We start from the raw sequence: 20049 nt of genomic DNA, 5'->3' as shown, positions 1-20049 counted from the left end.
GTTTCAGGCGGCGGGATTGTGTCGGCGCAATCGCCGGTCCTCGAGGGCTCGCGCGGTGCGATAGGTGCGGCCGGCACGCCACACCTGGAACGCGGCCTCGAGACTGAGAAGCAGCGACCCGGCAACGCAGAAGCCGAGCGCCAGCAGTCCGAGTGTGACGCTGACCGGGCTTGTCTCGGCTATGGGGATGTCCGCGATCCAGATGAGCGCGGTTCCGACGAACTTCCACGCCGCCCAACCCACACCGAAGAGACCGCCAAGGCCCACGAGGTAACGCAGCGGGCCGAGCTCGGAGCGCACCACGGTCCAGCCGAGAAAGCCCGCCGGAAGACCGATCCAGATGGCGAACACCGCCTCGTACAGAACAACGTTGAAGTGGTCACCGTATTCGGTGAGGAAGTTGGCCGACGGCGGGAAATCCGCGTGCACGAGGGTCATGTTGATCACCGCGACAGACGCTGCGGCACCGAGCACCAGGATCATCACCCGTTGGTGCAGTTCGGGATCGGTCCACTCGTCGCCGTCGGGATCCATGCTGTTTCTCCGGATCGCGATCAACGCACCGACCAGAGCACAACCGGCAAGCACCGCTGATGTTGCGCCCCACATGCGCTCGGCAGTGGTCATCAGATGTCGCACCCCGTCTTCGGGTACGAGCGCTAGGTAGTTCTCTCCGGTGAGGCAGTAAAACGTGATGCACACACCGAAGACGATTGTCGTGGCACGGCGATACCAACCGCCTCGGAGGGCGATCAGGATTCCCAGGGCCACCCCTGTCCAAGCCAGGGCCCCGAGAAGGGTGTTCATGCCACGATGCCAACAGCTCCGAATGCAGCGGTCAGGGCGCGATTGGTCCGGGGCTCGTTGCCACGGCCTTCGGCGAGCGTGCCCACTGTGGTGGCAAAGGCCTCGGCCTTGGCCTCTCGGCGTGAGTTCTGATCGCAACCGTCGTGGCCTGCCAGCAGGTGCCAGGCCTCATGCGCGGCGATGTGGATGCGATGGGCAGTGGAGACGTTGCCCGGGATGACGATGATCGCGGTGCCGTTTGCGGTACGCAACGCCGCCCCCGTCAGTTCGCCTGAGGTCAGGCTGTCCGAGGTGATGCAGCGAACCGCGCAATCGAGTTGGCGGGTGAGGCGGTGTTCGAAGTCTTCCCAGGACCAATCACCTTCGGGGGTGATCGCGGCGGCCAGGCGAAACATCTTCTGTCGGGTCATCATTGTCCGACGCTCTTCTCAGCTTCCAGTACCCGGCTCACCTCGCGGAGCAACGTTGCCAGTTCGGCTCGCCCGGTCGACGACAGCTGGTCGGCGCGAAGTCCGGCCACCTGTAGTCCCGTTTCTTCGATCGCCGCCTGCACCTCTTCGCCTAGAGTGCGGGGGTTGCTCGAAAAGTGGTCTTTGGAGACCCCGAAGAAGGAGCAGATGGCGTCGCGAACGGCGCCGTCGACCTTCATCACGCGACCCTTGCGGATCCGCCACACGAACTGCCGGTCGATGTTGCGACCGGTTTCTGCCGTGACCCAATCAGCGATCTCGGCGTTCGCGGTACGAGACCCACCCGGCCACCGAATGGCACAGAGTTTATTGAGCTCGATTGCGAACTCCGACACCTCATCACGATTGCGCATGCGGTAATAATGCCAGGTCCAATACCATTTTGTCGCCACAGTCTGCAGTCGAGGTCGAGCATGGAAAAAGTCATGATGTCCGTTCGGGCCCCCGTTCCCGACGACAAATGGTGCTCTGAGCTGCAGAAACGTGTCGTGGAATTGACCGCGAAAGCGGATTTTGCGGGGGTCAGCATCAATGTCCGGGATTCGCCTGTGACCGACTCAATCATGACTCTGAGCACGCTTGAACCTCCGATAGTGGCCGTCATCAGCGTGTGGACACAGCAAAACTACGGTCCAGGCGTCTCGGAATTGATCAACACTCTCGAACGCGATTACCGAAACCCCGATTACGGAAACATCGCCGCCTATCTCGTCACCGAATCGATTCCACTACCGGTGCCTGTTGTCGAATCGGGCACCAGAACACCCGGGTTGGCGAACATGGCGTTTCTGCGCCGACCAGAACACATCGACGAGCAGACGTGGCTGCGACGGTGGCATCTCGACCACACCAACGTGGCGATCGAGACCCAGTCGACGTTCGGCTACGTGCAGAACGCGGTGGTCAGGCCGCTCACGGCCGCGTCGCCACCACTCACCGCCATCGTCGAAGAACTGTTCCCGATCGAGGCGGTCCACGATGTGCACGCCTTCTTCGGTGCCGCCGACGACAACGACCTGGCGGACAGGATGGGCCGGATGCTCGCGAGCACCGGCGCCTTCGGTGCCGACCAGAACATCGACACCGTGCCCACGAGCCGCTACGTCTATTCGACCCCGTTCCGCGACTGAGCGTCAGGGCCTGGGCGGGCCGGCCTCAATCCGTTCGAGTTGGTAGGCGAGGGGGTCGGCAGAGGCGGATTCCCAATCGGAGTCGAGCCACCAGGTGATGCCCGCAGCGGCAAGCTCCGCGGCCTGTTCTCGTTCGGCCGCCGGGTCGGACAGGTCGGCAGTGCCTTCGTAGACGATGTCGTAGTTTCCCGTGAAACCAAGTTCGGCCCGTAAGTCGCGGATCTCCCTGGCCACCCCCGCCCAGTGCTCCGCCGAAACCGGTACTGCGCCATGGATTCCGGGGTCACGAGGGAAGTTCGGTAGGAGCCCGTCGCACCGAGCCGCCCGGGCCATCGACTTACGGGCGCCTTGCAGACCGACACACCAGGTGGTGATCCGCGGCTGCTGGACCGGCGGCAGTGGCAGCTCGAAGTCCGTCGGCTGCACCTGATAGTGCTTGCCGTCGTAGGCGAACGGCTGCCCGGTCCAGAGACCGAAGAGCACGTCGAGTCCCTCGTCGAACAGCTCGGCGCGGGTTTTACGGCCCTGGTCGCGCTCGAAGGCCAGCCACCCGGGGTGCAACGCGCCCATGCCGACGCCGAGGATCACCCGACCGTTGCTCAGCCGGTCGAGCGTGGTGGTCGTGGACGCCAGATCCCACGGCTTGCGGCGGGGGAGTGGGGTGAGCATCGTGCCCAGGCGGATGCGCTCGGTGCGCATCGCCGCGGCGGTCAGCGAGATCCAGGGGTCGTTGCCCCACAGTGCCTCCCAGCCGAAGACGGCGTCCCAACCGGCCGCTTCTGCCGCGACCGCCAGATCGGCGAACTCCAGGCCTGCGCCCTTCGGGAACACGATTCCGTACTGCACGCGGCCTCCTGGTCAGATGGTGATCTTCTCCGGTGATGACCGATTGTTGACCACACGTACGACAAAAATCGCCACCACGTAGACCACGGAGCCCGCGATGATCAGATCGGGCGACTTGCCGTTGTCCGCGATCGTCAAGGCCGCCACGAACACGGCACCGACAAATGCGAAATTGAAGAGCGCGTCCTGGAACGAGAACGCCTGCCCGCGACGGGCGTCGTCGACGTCCATCTGCATTGCGGCATCGGCGCACAGCTTGCACACCTGGCCGATCAGTCCGAGCACCACGGCGGCAACACAGATGACGATTCCGTTGAACGTGCACAGAGCGATCTGGGCAAGGGCTCCGACCGCCAGCGCCGACACCACCGCCCGTGTCCTGCCGATGCGGGCGACGAGGAATGGTGTGATCACCGCAGCCAGGAACATCCCGACCGCGATCATCCCGGCCACCAGGCCGAAGCCGGTGAGCCCGCCACCGAGCGACGAATGTTTGGTCAGCACCAGCAGCACCAAGGTGTTGACCCCGAAGACCAGCCGGTGGGCGCCGACCGCCGAGAGGGCCGCGGCCACCGACGGCACCTTCCAGACGGCCCGGGCGCCATGGCCCAGACCCACCGCGACCGCACGCATCGCGGAACCGCCGGGATTTCGTGCCCGCGATCCGCCGACGACGTCGGGATGGTCGGGTCCAAGCTGGAGCGGTTCGAAGCGGTGGGCGATGAAGGCGGCGATCAGAGCGACCACCACCGCGCCCATCGTGGTCGCGGCGCTGCCGGTGTTGTCGGAACCGAAGATCTCGCGCAGGACGAGAGCCCCGCCGGCTCCGGCGGCCAGAGCGCCGGCGCCGATGGTCGTGAAGAAGGAGTTCATTCCGACGAGGTGCTCGCGGGCGGCCACGTGTGGCAGTCCGGCAGAGAGCCCGGATGCCACGAAACGACTTGCGCCGGTCACCGCCAGGGCGGCGATGAGGACGCCGGTGTCGCCGGTTCCGGTGGCGATCACGATCGCCACCAGGCTCACCAGTACCGCGCGCAGGACGTTGGCCCACACGAGCACGGTGCGCCGATCCCAATGGTCGAGGAGGGCGCCGGCGAACGGGCCGATCACCGAATAGGGGAGAAGAAGCACGGCCATCCCGGCGGCGACGGCCATCGGGTCGGCGTGCCGTTCGGGATTGAACAGGATCGCGCCGCCCAGGGCGGCCTGGAAGAGCCCGTCGGTGAACTGGCTGCCCAGACGGACTGCGAGCAGCCGCGAAAGGCCCGGTGAACAACGAAAAGACCTGATGAAGTCCCGCAGAGGTAACCGGTGGTCACCGATGGGGGAGGGCGGCACGGTTGCCGCCGTGGTGGGTTCGACGTTCACCATGTCCAGCGTACAAACACCTCGCCGGTGGCGTGCGATGATGAACGCGTGTCACCGAGTACCGCACAGGTGTCTGCCGGCAGTCTGCTGACGGCCTCAGCCGATCTCGCCGAGCCCACGTTTCGCCGCACGGTCATCTACGTCATCGAACACAATGACGCAGGCACGCTCGGGGTGGTCCTGAACCGGATGAGTCAGACTGCGGTGCACAATCTTCTGCCGGCATGGACCGACACGGCGGCCCGGCCGAAGGCCATCTTCGTCGGCGGGCCGGTCAAGCAGGACTCCGCTCTGTGTCTCGGCGTCGTCAAGCCGGGTATGCCCATCGACCACCTCCCCGCCCTTCGCCCCGTCGAAGGCCGCGTGGTGCTGGTTGACCTCGATGCCGACGCCGATGATCTCGGGTCGGTGCTGACCGGTGTCCGGATCTTCGCCGGCTACGCGGGTTGGGGAATCGGCCAACTGGGTGACGAACTCCGCCAGGGCAGCTGGATCGTCGCGCCATCGCTGCCCGACGATGTCCTGGTGCCCGCGGACGTCGATCTCTGGGCGCAGGTGCTGCGACGTCAACCGTGGCCGCTGCCGCTGTTGTCCACTCACCCGATCGAACTCGAACGAAACTGACAACCCGTCCTGGCCGGGTCACCGAACTGTTACGGTTCGATTCGGAATCGGTGACGGTGAGAGACCAGCGTCGCCGGGTGTGGGGAGTTGGAGGGGTCCAATGTCAGGGTGGGTTCGTAGAAACGGCTTCGGCAAGGTCGCGGTGATGGCCGGTGTCACGACGGTGACGCTGATCGCCGGGCTGATCAATCCCGTTGCGGCGCAGGCGGATCCGACCGCCGGCGCGAATGGACAGCAGTGGACTGCCGGACACGATCAGGGCCTGCGTTACCCGGACGTCAACGTCCAGTGGGACGTGCCGATCACGATGAGCGACGGCACGGTTCTCAAGGCCAACGTCTACCGTCCGGCGGATGCCGGCCGTAATCCCGTCGCCACCAAGACGCCCGTGATCGTGAACATGACCCCGTACACCAAGCTGGTGTCGGCGGTGGCCGACGCGGCGTTGTCGAACCCGGTGCTCGGACCGCTGGCCGACCAGCTCGCTGGGATGATCAATCTGTCGGGTACGCCGATCGATGGCATCAACGACCTCGCGGGCACAATCCGCGGTGGCTTCGCCCGTACTTTCTCCGTCGACCAGAAACTGGTCCGCAGCGGTTACACCCAGGTGGTGGTCGATGTGCGCGGAACCGGCTTCTCCCAGGGTGTCTGGGACGTCTTCCGCGAGCGCGAGCAGAAGGACACCGTCGAGGTGATCAACTGGGCGGCGGCGCAGGGCTGGTCGGACGGCAACGTCGGGATGAGCGGTGTCTCCTATTCGGGGATCAACCAGATCCAGGCCGCCAACAAGAACCCGGAGCCGCTCAAGGCGATCTTCCCGGTGGAGCCGGGCGGCGACCTCATCCGCGACATCGTCGCCCCGGGCGGCGCCCTCGGCGTCGGCTTCCTGCCGGCATGGCTGGCGCTGGTCAACGGGTTGAAGTTCGTCCCCGACGTCCAGTCGATGCTCAACGGCACCTTCGACTGGAAGTGGTTGTCGGACAGGCTCACCGATCCGGCGGTGTTCGCGCCGCAGCTGTTCGACGCGCTCTTGTCGCCGACCATCGAGTCGATCCCGCCGCGCACGATGAACCTGCTCGACAGCGCGTCCGCCGAGCGCGTGGGCTGGCGTGACCTTGCCGAGAACATCCACGTACCCACGATGCTCTACGGCGGCTGGTTCGACCTGTTCACCAACAGCGAGTGGCGGATGATCAACAAGATCCCCCTCTCCGGTGGTGAGAAGCAGCTGATCATGGGCCCCACCTACCACATCACCGGTGGCTCTGGCTTCGGCGATCCCGGCAGCCCGCCGCGGCTCGACGTGCTCCAGAAGGCCTGGTTCGACAAGTGGTTGAAGGGCATCGACAACGGGATCGAGAACTACGGGCCCGCCACGCTGTACCAGCTGGGCAACGGCTGGACGACGGCGTCGGACTTCCCGCGCCCCGGGATGAACTACCAGCGGATGTACCTGTCCGACCGCTCGAGCGGGACCGCGCCGCACGCCGTCCGCGACGGTTCGCTGTCGACTGAGCCCTCGCCCAGTCGGGGCCGGATGACCGTTGCCCCCGGCCTGGCCACCCTGTGTTCTCGCGATGCGGCCCAGCAGACCGCAGGGCTGGTGGGGATCTTCCCGTTCTGTGCCGACGACGCGCGGATCTCGGAGTCCACGGCGCTGGCGTTCACCAGCGCGCCGGTGCAGGTGCCGACCACCATCAGCGGGCCTGTGAACCTGCACCTCAACACGGTGATGGACGCAACCGATGGGTACTGGACGGCAACGCTCAACGATGTCGCGCCCGACGGTACGTCGACCGTCCTCACGTCGGGCCAGGTGATGGCGTCACTGCGTGCCCTCGACGCGGACAAGACGGGTTACGCACCCAACGGCGACGTGGTGGATCCGGTCAACACGCTGACGCTGGAAACCAGGCAACCGGTGCAGCCGGGCAAGGCGGTTCAGCTCGACGTCGGTCTGCTCGCGACGGACGCGTTGATCAAACCGGGCCACCGGCTACGGGTGGACGTGTTCGCGATGAACTTCCCGAAGGGGCTGCCGCTTCGGCCGCTGCTGAACGAGTCTGAGCTCAAACCGGAACACATCCAGCTCGATCCGAATGCCCCGAGCTTCCTGAGCATCCCGGTGTCGATTCCGGCGCCCTGACCTGGGCGCGCGTAGTTGCGCTGACTGCCGGCCGGTGGCTAGTTGGTGCACACCTTCTGCAGTGAGCAGCTGGCGCAGCCACCGCTCTGGCCACAGTCCGATGAGGGCTCTTCGACGGTGGTCGCCGCGCGGATGCCGAACGACCCGATGACGCCGGCGATGACAACTCCGACCACGATCGCGGCGAACGCGAGGATGACACCGGCTCCGCCGCCGAGCGCAAACGCGAGGATGGCGCCCATCGCGAGGATGGCTCCGGCGCAGATCAATCCCGGGCCGGCCACGCGGTTGGCGACGACAAACGCGTCGTCATTGCGCATGGTCTCTGCCGATCGGACACCGAACCACCGGTTGCGAGGCAGCTTGCGAGTGGTGCCGAGGGCACCCACCGTGAGGAAGGTCAGCGCCAGCACCAGCGTGATAGCGGCGAGGATGAAGGCGGCGATGGACACCCCACCACCATACGATTGCTGTGCAAATCGCCCGTCGGAAGGCCTGCGTACGGCGGCTGCGAGCAACGCTTTACGCTGGTCAAGTGACTGGTTCGACGACCTCTGGCCCTGACGACACCCTGCAGCACCGCTATACCGCGGACCTGGCCGGGCAGATCGAGGAGCGCTGGCAGCGGAATTGGGCCGAAGGCCGTACCTTCGAGGCCCCCAATCCGACCGGTGAACTGGCCGGTGACCTCTCGTCGTTCAGCGGACCGGACGCCAAGCTGTTCGTCCAGGACATGTTCCCGTACCCGTCGGGTTCGGGGCTCCACGTCGGCCACCCGCTGGGCTTCATCGCCACCGATGTGTACGCGCGCTATCACCGGATGAACGGCTATAACGTCCTGCACACGATGGGCTTCGACTCCTTCGGGTTGCCCGCAGAGCAGTACGCCGTGCAGACCGGCACGCATCCGCGCACCACCACCGAGGCCAACATCGAGCGGTACCTCGAACAGATCCGCCGGCTGGGCCTCGGTCACGACGAGCGGCGCCGCGTGGCCACCACCGACGTCGAGTTCTATCACTGGACGCAGTGGATCTTCTTGCAGATCTACGACGCCTGGTACGACGCAGAGCAGGGTAAGGCGCGGCGTATCCCCGAACTGATCGCCGAGCTGGAATCGGGCGCCCGCACCCTCGCGGACGGCCGCACCTGGTCGGAGCTGGACCAGGCCGCCCGCAACGACGTGATCGACGAGTACCGACTGGTCTACCAGAGCGATTCACTCGTCAACTGGTGTCCAGGGCTGGGAACCGTGCTGGCCAACGAAGAGGTCACCGCGGACGGTCGCAGCGACCGCGGCAATTTCCCGGTCTTCCGTAAACGCCTGCGCCAGTGGATGATGCGCATCACCGCCTACAGTGACCGGCTCCTCGACGACCTCGACCTGCTGGACTGGCCCGAGAAGGTCAAGACCATGCAGCGCAACTGGATCGGCCGTTCGCGCGGTGCCCAGGTGTCGTTCGGCGTGCCCGGCACCGATCACGAGATCGAGGTGTTCACCACCCGGCCCGACACGCTTTTCGGCGCCACGTACATGGTGCTCGCGCCTGAACACAAGCTGGTCGACGAGCTCACGACTGCAGCCTGGCCTGCAGACGTCAACTCCCTGTGGACCTTTGGCGCGCCGACTCCCGCAGCCGCGATCGCGAAGTACCGGGAGACCATCGCGGCAAAATCCGACCTGGAGCGCCAGGAGAACAAAGAGAAGACCGGTGTTTTCACCGGCAGTTACGCGACGAATCCGGTCAACGGACAACAGATCCCGATCTTCATCGCCGACTACGTGCTCATCGGTTACGGCACCGGCGCCATCATGGCGGTGCCGGCCCACGACCCCCGCGACCACGAGTTCGCGACGTCGTTCGGTCTCCCGATCATCGAGGTGATCGGTTCGGAACAAGGTGTGGTCGAGCAGGCGTACACGGGCGACGGAACGCTGGTGAACTCCGGATTCCTCGATGGGATGACAGTGGATGACGCCAAGGCGGCGATCATCGAGCGGCTCGAGTCCGATGGTGCCGGCAGCGGGACGATCCAGTACAAACTGCGCGATTGGCTATTCGCCCGGCAGCGCTACTGGGGCGAGCCATTCCCCATCGTCTACGACGAGAACGGCGCGCCACATTCGATCCCGGACTCGATGTTGCCGGTCGAGCTGCCCGACGTGATCGATTATGCGCCTGTGTCTTTCGACCCCGACGACGCTGACAGTGAGCCGTCGCCGCCGCTGGCCAAGGCCACCGATTGGGTGCATGTCGAACTCGATCTCGGGGACGGTCTCAAGCACTACACCCGCGACACAAACGTGATGCCGCAGTGGGCGGGCAGCTCCTGGTATCAGCTGCGCTACATCGATCCGGAGAACTCGGAAGAGTTGTGCGCCAAGGAGAACGAGGCCTATTGGATGGGCCCGCGTCCCGAGTTGCACGGACCGCAGGACCCCGGTGGCCTCGACCTGTACGTCGGCGGTGTGGAGCACGCCGTGCTGCACCTGCTGTACTCGCGCTTCTGGCACAAGGTGCTGTTCGACCTCGGGCACGTCACCTCGGCAGAACCGTACCGCCGTCTCTACAACCAGGGAATGATCCAGGCGTACGCGTTCACCGATTCGCGCGGCATCTACGTCCCGGCCGAAGAGGTCACCGAAGAAGGTGGCAAGTTCTTCTACCAGGGTCAGGAAGTCAATCGCGAGTACGGAAAAATGGGCAAGTCGCTCAAGAATTCCGTTGCGCCCGATGACATCTGCCGCGAGTATGGCGCCGACACCCTGCGCGTTTACGAGATGTCGATGGGTCCGCTCGACACCTCCCGCGCCTGGGCGACCAAAGACGTGGTGGGCGCCCAACGATTCCTCCAGAGGGCGTGGCGCCTGGTTGTCGACGAGGCGACCGGCGACATGCGGGTCACCGAAGAACCGCTGGCTGACCAGACCAATCGTCTGCTCAACAAGACCATCGAGGGCGTGCGCGAGGACTACGCGAACCTGCGCGACAACACCGCCGTGGCCAAGCTGATCGAGCTCACCAATCACCTCACCAAGCAGTATCCGAAAGGTGCTCCGCGAGAAGCGGTATCACCGTTGGTGCTGATGCTCGCACCGGTCGCGCCGCACATCGCCGAAGAGCTGTGGGGCAGGCTGGGCGGCAAAGGAACGCTGGCGCACGGGCCGTTCCCGACCCCGGATCCGCAGTGGCTGGTCGAAGACACCATCGAGATCCCGATCCAGGTCAAGGGCAAGGTCCGCAGCCGGATGACGGTGGCCGCCGACGCAGACGAGGCCACTCTGCGGGCAACGGCGTTGGCGGATGAGAAGATCGCGCCGCTGCTCGACGGCGAACCGCGCAAGGTGATCGTGGTGCCCGGCCGAATGGTCAACATCATCCCGTGAGCTGACGAGGACCCGGCGACGAGCCCGCCTCTGTCAGGCGGGCTTGTCCAGTTGGGCCCTCAACGCCGAATCGGTGTGCCGCACAGCCTGTCCCACGACAGGCTCGATCACCGCGCCCAGTGCGCGACCGGCGATGCCTCCGGGGAGGTCGTACGACATCTCGACGTTGACGTCGGTGCCGGTCGCGGTGTCCTCGAAGCGCCACACCGTGGCGGCGGAGAAGCCTTTGACCGATTCGAGGCGGACCATCTCGTTCTCGACGAACTCGGTGACCTCGAGGGTGGCCTTGAGAGCCTTCGGGCCGACGTTCATCACCACGTCGAACGTGGCTCCGAGCCCATAGATGGTCTCCGACACCGGTTCGAACTTCTTGACACCGAACATCCAATCCGGGACGTTCCGGTGGTCGTTGACATAGGCGAAGGCTCGTTCTCGCGTCGCCTTCACCTCTGAACTGTGTCGGACAACTCCCATGAACAATCCCCACCAATCGTCTGCGATTCGCGGACCCACCACCGGGCCACGGCTTTCTGCACCTTATCGCGACCGCTTCCCGGGGCGACGAGTCGAGGCTTCATGCCGATCGCTTGAGTCGCAGGCGGCTGTAGATGAATACCAATAGCAGCAGCGCGATGACCCCGAGCACGCCGTAACTCAGGCCGAGAGTCGCGACATCGTGTTTCCACATCGGTTCGTCCTCGGTGGCGGCACCAGGGGTGGTCCACTGGACCTCCACGGTGGACGCCGCGGCGGCATAACCCCACCGGGCGGGGACAAGCCAGGCAAGTTGCTCGAGGCCCGTCCGATCGTGGAGGGCGAAGAGCCCGCCGCAGAAGACCAGCTGCACCATCACCACCACCACAAGCGGCGGCATCGTCTGTTCCGGGGTGCGGACCGTCGCCGAGATGGCCAGGCCGATGAGCGCGCCGATGCAGGTGAGAAGTGCAAGGTCGATGCCGAGTTCGATTGCGCCGGGCAGGTATACACCCTTGCCCGGAGTGCCCCGACCGGCATAGGTGATCACCAGCATGATGACCGTCTGTGCGATGGCGGCGAGGGCGAACACGATCACCTTGGCGGTGAGGTACGCACCTGGCCGCAGGCCGACGGCACGTTCTCGCTCAAAGATTGACCGCTCGCCGACGAGGTCGCGCACCGTGAGCGCGGAGCCCATGAACGTCGCCCCGATCGAGAGGACCACCAGGATCTGCAGTGTCTCGGTGGTGCCGGGGGCGTTCAAACCGAAACCGGCCGACCCCGGGATCACCAGGGTGAGTGCCCCCAAGACAACGGGAAGCAAGATCAGGAACATCAGATAGCCTCGGTCGGCGAAGATCAGGCGTATCTGACGACGGGCGATCGTACTGACCTGCCGCAACGCGCTGGTCTGGCGGGGTCGTGGCCGCGGCGTCGATGGCGGTGGGGTTTGCGGTGGCCGGCGGCGCGGCGCCGTCGACCGGTAGCGGGTCGCGGCTTCATCGGGTCGGGCCGCGACGTAGGCGAAGATCTCCGCCCAATCACCCGTGCCCATCGCGGCATTCACCGACTCCGGCGGACCACAGAATGCGGTCTTACCACCGGGGGCCAGCAGCAGCACCTGATCGCAGATCGATAGGTGCGCCACGGAGTGGGTGACCACGATGACAACCCGGCCTGCGTCGGCGAGTCTGCGCAGGGTCTGCATCACCTGGCGGTCCAGCGCCGGGTCGAGTCCGGACGTCGGTTCGTCGAGGATGAGAAGCGCCGGGCCCGTCAGCAGTTCCATCGCCACCGATGCCCGTTTGCGTTGTCCCCCTGACAGTTTGTCGATGCGAGTGCCGGTGTGCTCGGTCAGCTGCAGCTCGGCCAGCACTCCGTCGATCACGGCGTCGCGGTCGGCACCGGACATGTCAGGCGGCAGTCGCAGCCGTGCGGCGTAGCGCAGCGCCTGGCGCAGGGTGAGCCGCCCGTGGAGTACGTCGTCCTGCGGGACCATACCGATGCGCGTTCGCAGCGCCTCGTACTCCTCATGAACGCTTCGACCTTCGAAGGTGACCTGGCCGGCGGTGGGATGTCCAGCGCCGGAAACTATTCGGGAGACGGTGGACTTTCCGGCGCCCGACGGCCCGATGATTGCAGTGAGAGTACCTGGCGCAGCGCTGAACTCGATATCGCTGACGAGTTGCTTCCGGTCGACGGTGAGGCTGACCGAGCTGACATGCACACCACCGGCGACCACCGACTGGTCCTGTCCCCGGACGAGTTTGCCGTCCGCGACCACGAAGTCGCTGTTGCCGATGGTCACCACGTCGCCGTCGGTCAGCTGGTGTCGCATCACGCGGCGACCGTTGACGTAGGTGCCGTTGACACTGCGTAGGTCTTCGATCAGCAGACCCTGCGGCCCGCTGATCATCTGGGCGTGACGACGCGAGGCGAGCACGTCGCTGACCACGATGTCGTTGTCGGGTGTACGCCCGATCCGGACCGTGGAACCACGGGCGATGTCCATGGCCTCGCGCTGTGGTGGCGGCGACTGGTTCTGGGCAATGGCCTGCAGGTGAGGCATGTTCGCGGGCGCAATGCTCTCGACCACCCGGATCTGGAGGAGCGGGCCGTTGTGGGGGTCTCCGAGCCGAATCTGCTGACCCCGGCCGACCGGCACCGATTGCACACGCCGGCCGTTGAGGTAGAGGCCGTTGGTGCTGCCCTCGTCGGTGACCACCCAGCCGCCCTGCCAGCTGACCATCGCGTGGCGCCGCGAGATGAGTGGGTGGTCGACGGTGATGTCGCACTCGGGTACCCGGCCGATGGCCAGCTGCGGGGCCGGTCGTACCGAGCGGGGCACACCGTCGACCCACACCTGCAGCTCGGTCCGTGTGGGCGCGGTCATCTCACCACTCGTCACTGTTGTGGGCTGGCGATGGTGAACGGCTTCTGCCAATCAGAGGTGATGATGTCCACCTTTCCGTCATCGACGGTGATGGTCGCCTGGACGAGGTTGTACGGCGCCTCGGCGGCGATCCACAGGGTGATCGGCAGGGTGGGTTGTGTCTTGTCGATCTCGGGGAGGATCGGCTTGAGCTCGGCGCTGGCGATGGTGCCCTCGACCTTGATCGCCTTGACGCCGTTGATCTCCTCGGTGCCGGCAGAGACCGGATCCTGCACCTTGGCGATCACATTCGCCAACCCGAGGTCTTTGTCGAGGATCACTGCGGGGTCGTAGATCCGGTTCGCCGGCCCCATGTTGGTGTACTCGGTTCCGCCGTCACCCTTGGTGTAGAGGTTGCCCTCGGAGACGATGAACTCCGACTGTGACAAGTTGTTGTTGATCCGGAACTGGCCGTCACCCTGCGCTGCGACAGCGGGACGGTTGGTCACGTCGCCGGTCAGATTCTGGATCGGCAGACTGTCGATCGAATCGCTGACATCCAGCACGATGTGTACCGAGTTCATCATTCGTGTCGTCTGAGAACTCTGCTCGACGACCGCGGTCGGATCGGACACCGCCACCGACGGCGGGGCTTCTCGTGAACTCTCCAGAACGGGCGGAATCGACTGTGTAGTAGTGGGATCGGAGTTCGATCCACCACCGCATGCGGTGAGCAACACGGCGGAGAGCGACAGGGCGGCGGCGGCCGCGACAAGGGTGGTTCGCGAACGGACGGTCCGCGCTGGGCTGGGTTGATTCGGCATGGTGACGGACGCTAGTGGACTGCCGACGACCCCGGGAGTCGGTCATTTGAATTCACGTCGATGGGCGGCTCGGGAACATTCCGGCATGGCCCTGCCTCCTATCCCCAACTGAGGCAGAGGCCGTCCCCAGCAGACGGTGTGACACACGAAGGACAGCGCATGACTGACACCCATGTCGGGGATGAGGCCACCGACCTCGACCAGCCGGCGGAGGATCATGATCTCGGCAGGATGCCCGGTCCCGACGGCGGACCCCGGCTCGCGAACGTCTGGGTCTATCGAGGGCGCGCCTACGACCTGACCGACTGGATCTCCAAGCATCCCGGTGGCGAGTTCTTCATCGGACGTACCAAGAACCGCGACATCACCTCCATCATCGGTTCGTACCACCGTGATCCGGAGAAGATCGAGCGGATGCTCCAGAAGTACGCGCTGGATCGTGACGCCGTCGTCGAGGACATTCACCCGAAGGCCAATGCCCCTGACTTCCTTTTCAAAGAGAACTTCGACAGCTGGCGCGACACCCCGCACTTTCGCTTCGACGACAAGAACGATCTCCTCCACAGGATCAAGGCCAGGCTCAAGGAACCCGAGCTGGCCGCCCGCCTGAAGCGCATGGACACGGTGTTCAACGTCGTGGTGATCGGCCTCGTGATCGCCTACTTCGCAGTACAGGCACTCCGGCTGTTCGACACCAGCTGGATGCCGTTGCCCGCCTTTGTGGTTGCCATGGTAATGCTGCGCTGCGGCATCGCCGGCTACGGACACTATGCGATCCACCGCCCCCAAAAGGGTCTGACGAAGGCATTTGTCAGCGCGTTCGACGTCAACTATGTTGCGTTGTCGTTTGTCACCGCGGATGGCCATGCCCTGCTTCATCATCCGCATACGCAGAGCGAAGTGGACATCAAGAAGAACGTCTTCACCTTCATGATGGATCTGCCCAGGTGGTTCCGGGTGCCCATCCACACCGTCCACAAATTCGGCCACACCGCGACGGGCATGGTGGTTCGGTTGCTGGAGATCTGCAAACTCACCCGGCAGGTCGGCATCGCCGACATGTACGGGTCGTGGAAGGGCGGCCTGCCCCACTTCATCGGCGCCTTCGGTGTCAGAGCTCTGTTGATCTCCGAGCTGGTGGTCTTCATCGCGATGGGTGATGTGTGGGCCTGGGTCCTGCAGTTTGTCGCCACCCTCTGGTTCAGCACGTTCCTCATCGTCGCCAGCCATGACTTCGACACCGACGCACACGAACATCCCGACATCGACACCGACGACTGGGCGGTGGATCAGCTCGAGAAGGCCTACGACCTGAAGATCGTCGGCAACCGTTACATCGACTGCTTCTTGTCTGCCGGCCTGAGTTCGCATCGGGTGCACCACGTACTTCCGTTCCAGCGCAGCGGTTTCGCCAACATTGCCACCGAGGACGTGGTGCGCGAGGAGTCGGCGGCGTTCGGGGTCGAGTGGCTGCCCGCGAAGAGTTTCGTCACCGATCGACTGCCCAAACAGTGCCGTGTCTACCTGGGATCGCGGTCGCGGCCGGCCCAAGAACACGGCTGGGGATTCTTCCGCGAACACTTCTCGCCCGCGGCGCTCAAGACCTGCGCCGACTACACCATCAAGGGATTCACCGGCCTCGGAACCGTCTGAATCTCAGCCCACGCTTGCTCTCCAATGTCATTGCACCTGAAAGGAACTCTCATGACCGTCATCCCCGACCACCCGCTCACCGGACCACACTCCACCTACGTGGGCCGTCGCCCGGTGGCACGGCCGACACTTCCTCCCGCTCCGCCGACGACGGTTGCGGTGATCGAAGGTATCGCCACCGGTGCACCCGACCAAGTCTTCACCCAGGACGAGGCTGCCGATGAGGTCGCCGCACTGTTCGACGATCCGAAGCAGCGCGAGCGCATCCGGCGGGTGTACAACAAGACGCGAATCAACGAGCGGCACCTGGCAATCAACCCAACCGATCCCGAGTTCAGGGCCTTCAGCCAGAAACGGGCCACCCTCCGTGAGCGCATGAATCTGTACCTCGAACACGCCGCTCCGTTGGCTGTCGACGTCGCGCGGCGCGCGCTCGGCGCCGTTCCCGGTGAGGTCGAGGTCGGCCTCCTGGTATTCGTCACGAGCACCGGATTCATCGCTCCCGGAGTGGATGTCGCCGTGATCAAGGAACTGGGCCTGCCCCGCACGACCAACCGTGTGGTGGTCAACTTCATGGGCTGCGCCGCAGCGATGAACGGCATCCGGATGGCGACTGACTTCGTGCGAGCCAACCCTGACAAGAAGGCCCTCGTCATCTGCCTGGAGATCTCGTCGGTCAACGCCGTGTTCGCAGACGACATCAACGAGGTGATCACCCACAGTCTGTTCGGCGATGGCTGCGGCGCGGTGGTCGTGGGTGCCAGCGAGGTCCGCCACCCGATCCCGGCCGGAAACATCGTCATCCGCGATACGTTCAGCCACCTGCTGGACGGCGCCGAGGACGGAATCGTGCTGGGCGTCAACCACAACGGGATCACCTGCGAACTGGCCGAGGATCTTCCGGGTTACATCTATCGGGGTGTCGATCCGGTGATCAGCGGGATTCTCAGGTCCCACGGACTCGGTAAGTCCGACATCGACCTGTGGGCCATCCACCCCGGTGGACCGAAGATCATCGATGAATCAGCGCGTTCCCTCGGCATCGACCCGGCTCGTGCCGAAGCGAGCTGGGACATCCTGGCGCGCTACGGAAACATGCTCAGCGTCTCGCTCGTCTTCGTACTCGAGCAGATGGCCAAGCGCACCTCCGACGACAACAACAAGGTCAGTACGGGCGTCGCATTCTCCTTTGCCCCCGGCGTCACGCTCGAAGGGCTCCTCTTCGACATCGTCCGGAAGTAGCGGGCAATCACCATGCAACTCATCCGCTTTCTCGTGTCGGTGTCGTGGAAGGGCATCGCGGTCGCCGTGGTCGCCGGTCTGATAGGCGGCGCAGCCAACGCATACCTGGTCACCCAGATCAACAGCATCATCTCGCCGGACAAGCATCCCGGCCACACCGTCGAGCTGTTCCTGCTCACTGCCGCCGTCGTCCTGGTCACCGGTCTGCTTTCCCAAGTCTTGCTGATCCATCTGGCCCAGAACGCGATCTACCGTTTGCGGGCCAAACTCAGCACCGGAGTGGTGTCGGCGCCGCTCGAGCACCTCGAACGTCTCGGTATGCACCGGTTGATGGCAACACTCACCGAGGACGTACGTGCGCTGTCGCAGGCGGTCTCGGCAATCCCGAGTATCTGCATCGACGCTGCAACCATCGTGGGTTGTCTGGTGTACCTGTCGGTGGTCTCGGGAGTCATCTTCGCCATCACCGTCGGCTCCACCCTTGCCGCCATCGCCTGCGTGGAAACCGTGCTCAAGCGGGTTCGCAAGATCTATCGGCATGCCCGCGAGAACGAGGACGACCTCCTCAGGTCATTCCAGTCGGTGACGCTCGGCATCAAAGAGCTGAAACTGCACCGGGGCCGGCGACGCGACTTCATGGACCGTCACCTCCTCGGTACCGCGGAAGCGTTGCGGGCCAAGAACGTCGAAGCCGGCACCAAGTTCTCTGTGGCCCAGGGCTTCGGGCAGCTGTGTCAGCTCGGCACCATGGCATTCATCCTGTTCGGATTGGCGGTGATCCTCGAACTGCCGCGTGAGGTGATGGTCGGGTATGTCCTCATCACCACGTTCCTCGCCATGCCGATGCAGAACATCATGCATCTGATCCCCGACTTGTTGCGCGGCGATGTGGCCCTGAAGAAGATCCAGGAGATGGACCTGTCGATGTCGTCGATGCACGACGAGTCGAGTCTTCCGTTCACCGACCGGCCGCTGGCCAGGCATGCCCGGCTCGAGCTGTCGGGTATCGGCTACACCTATCGCGGGGAACAGATGGCCGGTCCGCCGCCACCGCCCGGCGCACCCCATCCGGCCGGCCCCCCGGCGGCGGGATTCCATCTCGGACCCGTCGATCTGGTGCTCGACCCCGGCCAGGTCACCTTCATCGTGGGCGGCAACGGCAGTGGGAAATCAACGCTCGCGAAACTGATCACGGGACTCTATGCCCCGCACTCCGGCAGGCTGACGCTCAACGGTGAGCTGATCACCCACGGCAACGTCGAGTGGTTCCGGCAGAACGCATCAGCGGTCTTCACCGACTTCCACCTCTTCGAGGACTACCTCGGGTTCCGGCGGCCCGGCATCGACGACGAGGTGCGGCGCTACCTCGAACAGATGCAGATCTCGCACAAGGTGTCGGTCCGGGACGGCCGGTTGTCCACGCTCGCGTTGTCGCAGGGACAACGTAAACGGCTCACGTTGGTGACCGCGCTGCTCGAGGACCGGCCGATATACGTCTTCGACGAATGGGCCGCTGATCAGGAACCGCAGTTTCGAGAGGTGTTCTACCGCAACATCCTCGCCGACCTCAAGAGGGCTGGGAAGACGGTTGTTGTGATCACCCACGACGACCGCTACTTCGACGTCGCGGATCAATTGGTCAAGCTCGACTTCGGCCGGCTGGAGCAGGGCCGGCCGTTGTCACACGGAGCGATCCTGAGCGAAGCCGCAGGTTGACCCGCCTCGGCCGATACACTCACTTCGAGCCGAGGCCGATCCGTCGGCATCGTGAGGCGGTGTATCGAGGGCGGGAGGCCACGGGTGGCGTCAAAGGTGGACAACGTATCGGCGGACCGTCGGAAGACGGTCAGACGAGGTACGTGGTGGCGTGGTCTGCTGATCGTGCTGGGCATCGTGGTGGTTTACGTGGCGGTTCTCGTCGGTTACGCGTCCGGTGACGACGACGCCGGCGAGGATGGCCGGGTGGCCGCCGACAACAGTGTGCTGGTCTACCTCGACATCGATGCCGTCAACGGGAGTGATTTCTCCATGGCGGCGAATGTATCGGTGTATCCGGGCAAAGACCTGGTGGGCGACAACGGTTATCTGAAGAACGAACTGGTGGTGGACGTTTCACCGATCGCCGCCGATGGGCGGCTGGTGTTCAACAGTGGGACCAGGGTGGGTCCGCTCCCGGTCAAGCTCTATGCGAACGGCGACATCCGTGAGTGGCCTTTCGACGAGTACCGGTCCGACAACGTGGTGGTGCGCGCCTTCAGCCAGGCGTCGTCGCCGGAGGCCGGCACTGTCTCGTTCCCGCTGCCCACGGATGTGGTGGTCACCGACTCTCTGACAGGTTGGGACGTGACGTCCGACGATCAGGATGCCGGTGGGGGACAAGCGTTCACGATCTACGCGGATCGGACGGCCGGATCGCTGGTCTTCGATCTCGCGCTCTGTGCGGTACTGATCGTCCTTCCCGTGTGCGCCCTGTTCGTGTCGATCCAGACCGTGCGGCGGCGCAAGGCCTTTCAGCCGCCCATGGTCACGTGGTTCGCGGTGATGCTCTTCGCGGTGCTCCCTCTGCGAAACATCTTCCCCGGGTCGCCACCGTTCGGTTCCTGGGTGGACTACTCGGTGGTTCTCTGGGTGGTCGCCGGGCTGGTGAGCGCGATGTCGCTGTACGTGATCGCCTGGTGGCGCCAGGCGCCCTGACCACCC

General features: G+C 64.8%; 17 protein-coding genes. 8 read left to right on the top strand and 9 right to left on the bottom strand.

Features of this window, described 5'->3' with window-relative positions:
* Nucleotides 1-3: 3 nt before the first annotated feature.
* The 3 genes from KXR83_RS01770 to KXR83_RS01760 are packed head-to-tail and all read right to left on the bottom strand — an operon-like array spanning nucleotide 4 to nucleotide 1630.
* Entirely contained in the window at nucleotides 4-807 is an 804-nt protein-coding gene (locus tag KXR83_RS01770; RefSeq protein ID WP_437423323.1) for a hypothetical protein, read from the bottom strand.
* Entirely contained in the window at nucleotides 804-1220 is a 417-nt protein-coding gene (locus tag KXR83_RS01765; protein ID WP_030166927.1) for a hypothetical protein, read from the bottom strand. Before KXR83_RS01765 ends, KXR83_RS01770 begins: the two co-directional genes overlap by 4 nt.
* Complete coding sequence (locus KXR83_RS01760; RefSeq protein ID WP_030166924.1) at nucleotides 1217-1630, bottom strand: hypothetical protein; 414 nt, start codon at nucleotides 1628-1630, stop codon at nucleotides 1217-1219. Before KXR83_RS01760 ends, KXR83_RS01765 begins: the two co-directional genes overlap by 4 nt.
* Before the next feature lie 60 nt (nucleotides 1631-1690).
* On the opposite strand from KXR83_RS01760, the gene KXR83_RS01755 reads away from it, so the two are divergent.
* Nucleotides 1691-2407, top strand: a complete 717-nt coding sequence (locus KXR83_RS01755; RefSeq protein WP_437423322.1) for an EthD domain-containing protein — start codon at nucleotides 1691-1693, stop codon at nucleotides 2405-2407.
* 3 nt (nucleotides 2408-2410) lie between these two features.
* Here KXR83_RS01755 and KXR83_RS01750 read toward each other — a convergent pair whose 3' ends face one another.
* A complete protein-coding gene (locus tag KXR83_RS01750; RefSeq protein ID WP_437423321.1) occupies nucleotides 2411-3253 on the bottom strand; it encodes an LLM class flavin-dependent oxidoreductase in 843 nt (280 codons plus the stop codon).
* A gap of 12 nt (nucleotides 3254-3265) precedes the next feature.
* Complete coding sequence (locus tag KXR83_RS01745) at nucleotides 3266-4624, bottom strand: MFS transporter (RefSeq protein ID WP_437423320.1); 1359 nt, start codon at nucleotides 4622-4624, stop codon at nucleotides 3266-3268.
* A gap of 24 nt (nucleotides 4625-4648) precedes the next feature.
* On the opposite strand from KXR83_RS01745, the gene KXR83_RS01740 reads away from it, so the two are divergent.
* Both KXR83_RS01740 and KXR83_RS01735 read left to right on the top strand, forming a co-directional pair.
* The gene (locus tag KXR83_RS01740) at nucleotides 4649-5245 is read left to right on the top strand and encodes a YqgE/AlgH family protein (RefSeq protein ID WP_437423319.1); all 597 of its coding nucleotides are present in this window, start codon (nucleotides 4649-4651) and stop codon (nucleotides 5243-5245) included.
* A gap of 100 nt (nucleotides 5246-5345) precedes the next feature.
* Nucleotides 5346-7394, top strand: coding sequence for a CocE/NonD family hydrolase (locus KXR83_RS01735; protein WP_437423318.1), 2049 nt, complete (start codon nucleotides 5346-5348; stop codon nucleotides 7392-7394).
* Between the two features lie 38 nt (nucleotides 7395-7432).
* On the opposite strand, the gene KXR83_RS01730 is transcribed toward KXR83_RS01735, so the two are convergent.
* Nucleotides 7433-7846: an SdpI family protein gene (locus KXR83_RS01730; RefSeq protein ID WP_437423317.1), complete on the bottom strand. Its 414-nt coding sequence runs from the start codon at nucleotides 7844-7846 to the stop codon at nucleotides 7433-7435.
* 83 nt (nucleotides 7847-7929) lie between these two features.
* On the opposite strand from KXR83_RS01730, the gene leuS reads away from it, so the two are divergent.
* On the top strand, nucleotides 7930-10782 hold the full coding sequence (leuS, locus tag KXR83_RS01725; RefSeq protein ID WP_437423316.1) for a leucine--tRNA ligase: 2853 nt from the start codon (nucleotides 7930-7932) through the stop codon (nucleotides 10780-10782).
* A gap of 33 nt (nucleotides 10783-10815) precedes the next feature.
* On the opposite strand, the gene KXR83_RS01720 is transcribed toward leuS, so the two are convergent.
* From KXR83_RS01720 to KXR83_RS01710, 3 genes are all read right to left on the bottom strand, one after another.
* Nucleotides 10816-11256: an SRPBCC family protein gene (locus tag KXR83_RS01720; protein WP_437423315.1), complete on the bottom strand. Its 441-nt coding sequence runs from the start codon at nucleotides 11254-11256 to the stop codon at nucleotides 10816-10818.
* A gap of 100 nt (nucleotides 11257-11356) precedes the next feature.
* Nucleotides 11357-13651: an FHA domain-containing protein gene (locus KXR83_RS01715; protein WP_437423314.1), complete on the bottom strand. Its 2295-nt coding sequence runs from the start codon at nucleotides 13649-13651 to the stop codon at nucleotides 11357-11359.
* Nucleotides 13652-13662: 11 nt separating this feature from the next.
* On the bottom strand, nucleotides 13663-14454 hold the full coding sequence (locus KXR83_RS01710) for an LppX_LprAFG lipoprotein (protein ID WP_437423313.1): 792 nt from the start codon (nucleotides 14452-14454) through the stop codon (nucleotides 13663-13665).
* A 159-nt stretch (nucleotides 14455-14613) separates the two neighbouring features.
* Between KXR83_RS01710 and KXR83_RS01705 the strand changes: the two genes are divergently transcribed.
* From KXR83_RS01705 to KXR83_RS01690, 4 genes are all read left to right on the top strand, one after another.
* Nucleotides 14614-16107, top strand: coding sequence for a cytochrome b5 domain-containing protein (locus KXR83_RS01705; RefSeq protein ID WP_437423312.1), 1494 nt, complete (start codon nucleotides 14614-14616; stop codon nucleotides 16105-16107).
* A gap of 51 nt (nucleotides 16108-16158) precedes the next feature.
* On the top strand, nucleotides 16159-17349 hold the full coding sequence (locus tag KXR83_RS01700) for a type III polyketide synthase (protein ID WP_437423311.1): 1191 nt from the start codon (nucleotides 16159-16161) through the stop codon (nucleotides 17347-17349).
* 12 nt (nucleotides 17350-17361) lie between these two features.
* Nucleotides 17362-19065: a cyclic peptide export ABC transporter gene (locus tag KXR83_RS01695; protein WP_437423310.1), complete on the top strand. Its 1704-nt coding sequence runs from the start codon at nucleotides 17362-17364 to the stop codon at nucleotides 19063-19065.
* An 84-nt stretch (nucleotides 19066-19149) separates the two neighbouring features.
* A complete protein-coding gene (locus KXR83_RS01690; protein WP_437423309.1) occupies nucleotides 19150-20043 on the top strand; it encodes a DUF4436 family protein in 894 nt (297 codons plus the stop codon).
* Nucleotides 20044-20049: the final 6 nt, after the last annotated feature.

Source organism: Williamsia muralis (genome assembly GCF_051487485.1).
GTDB lineage: Bacteria > Actinomycetota > Actinomycetes > Mycobacteriales > Mycobacteriaceae > Williamsia > Williamsia muralis_B.
This window is presented reverse-complemented; position numbering and strand designations above follow the sequence as displayed.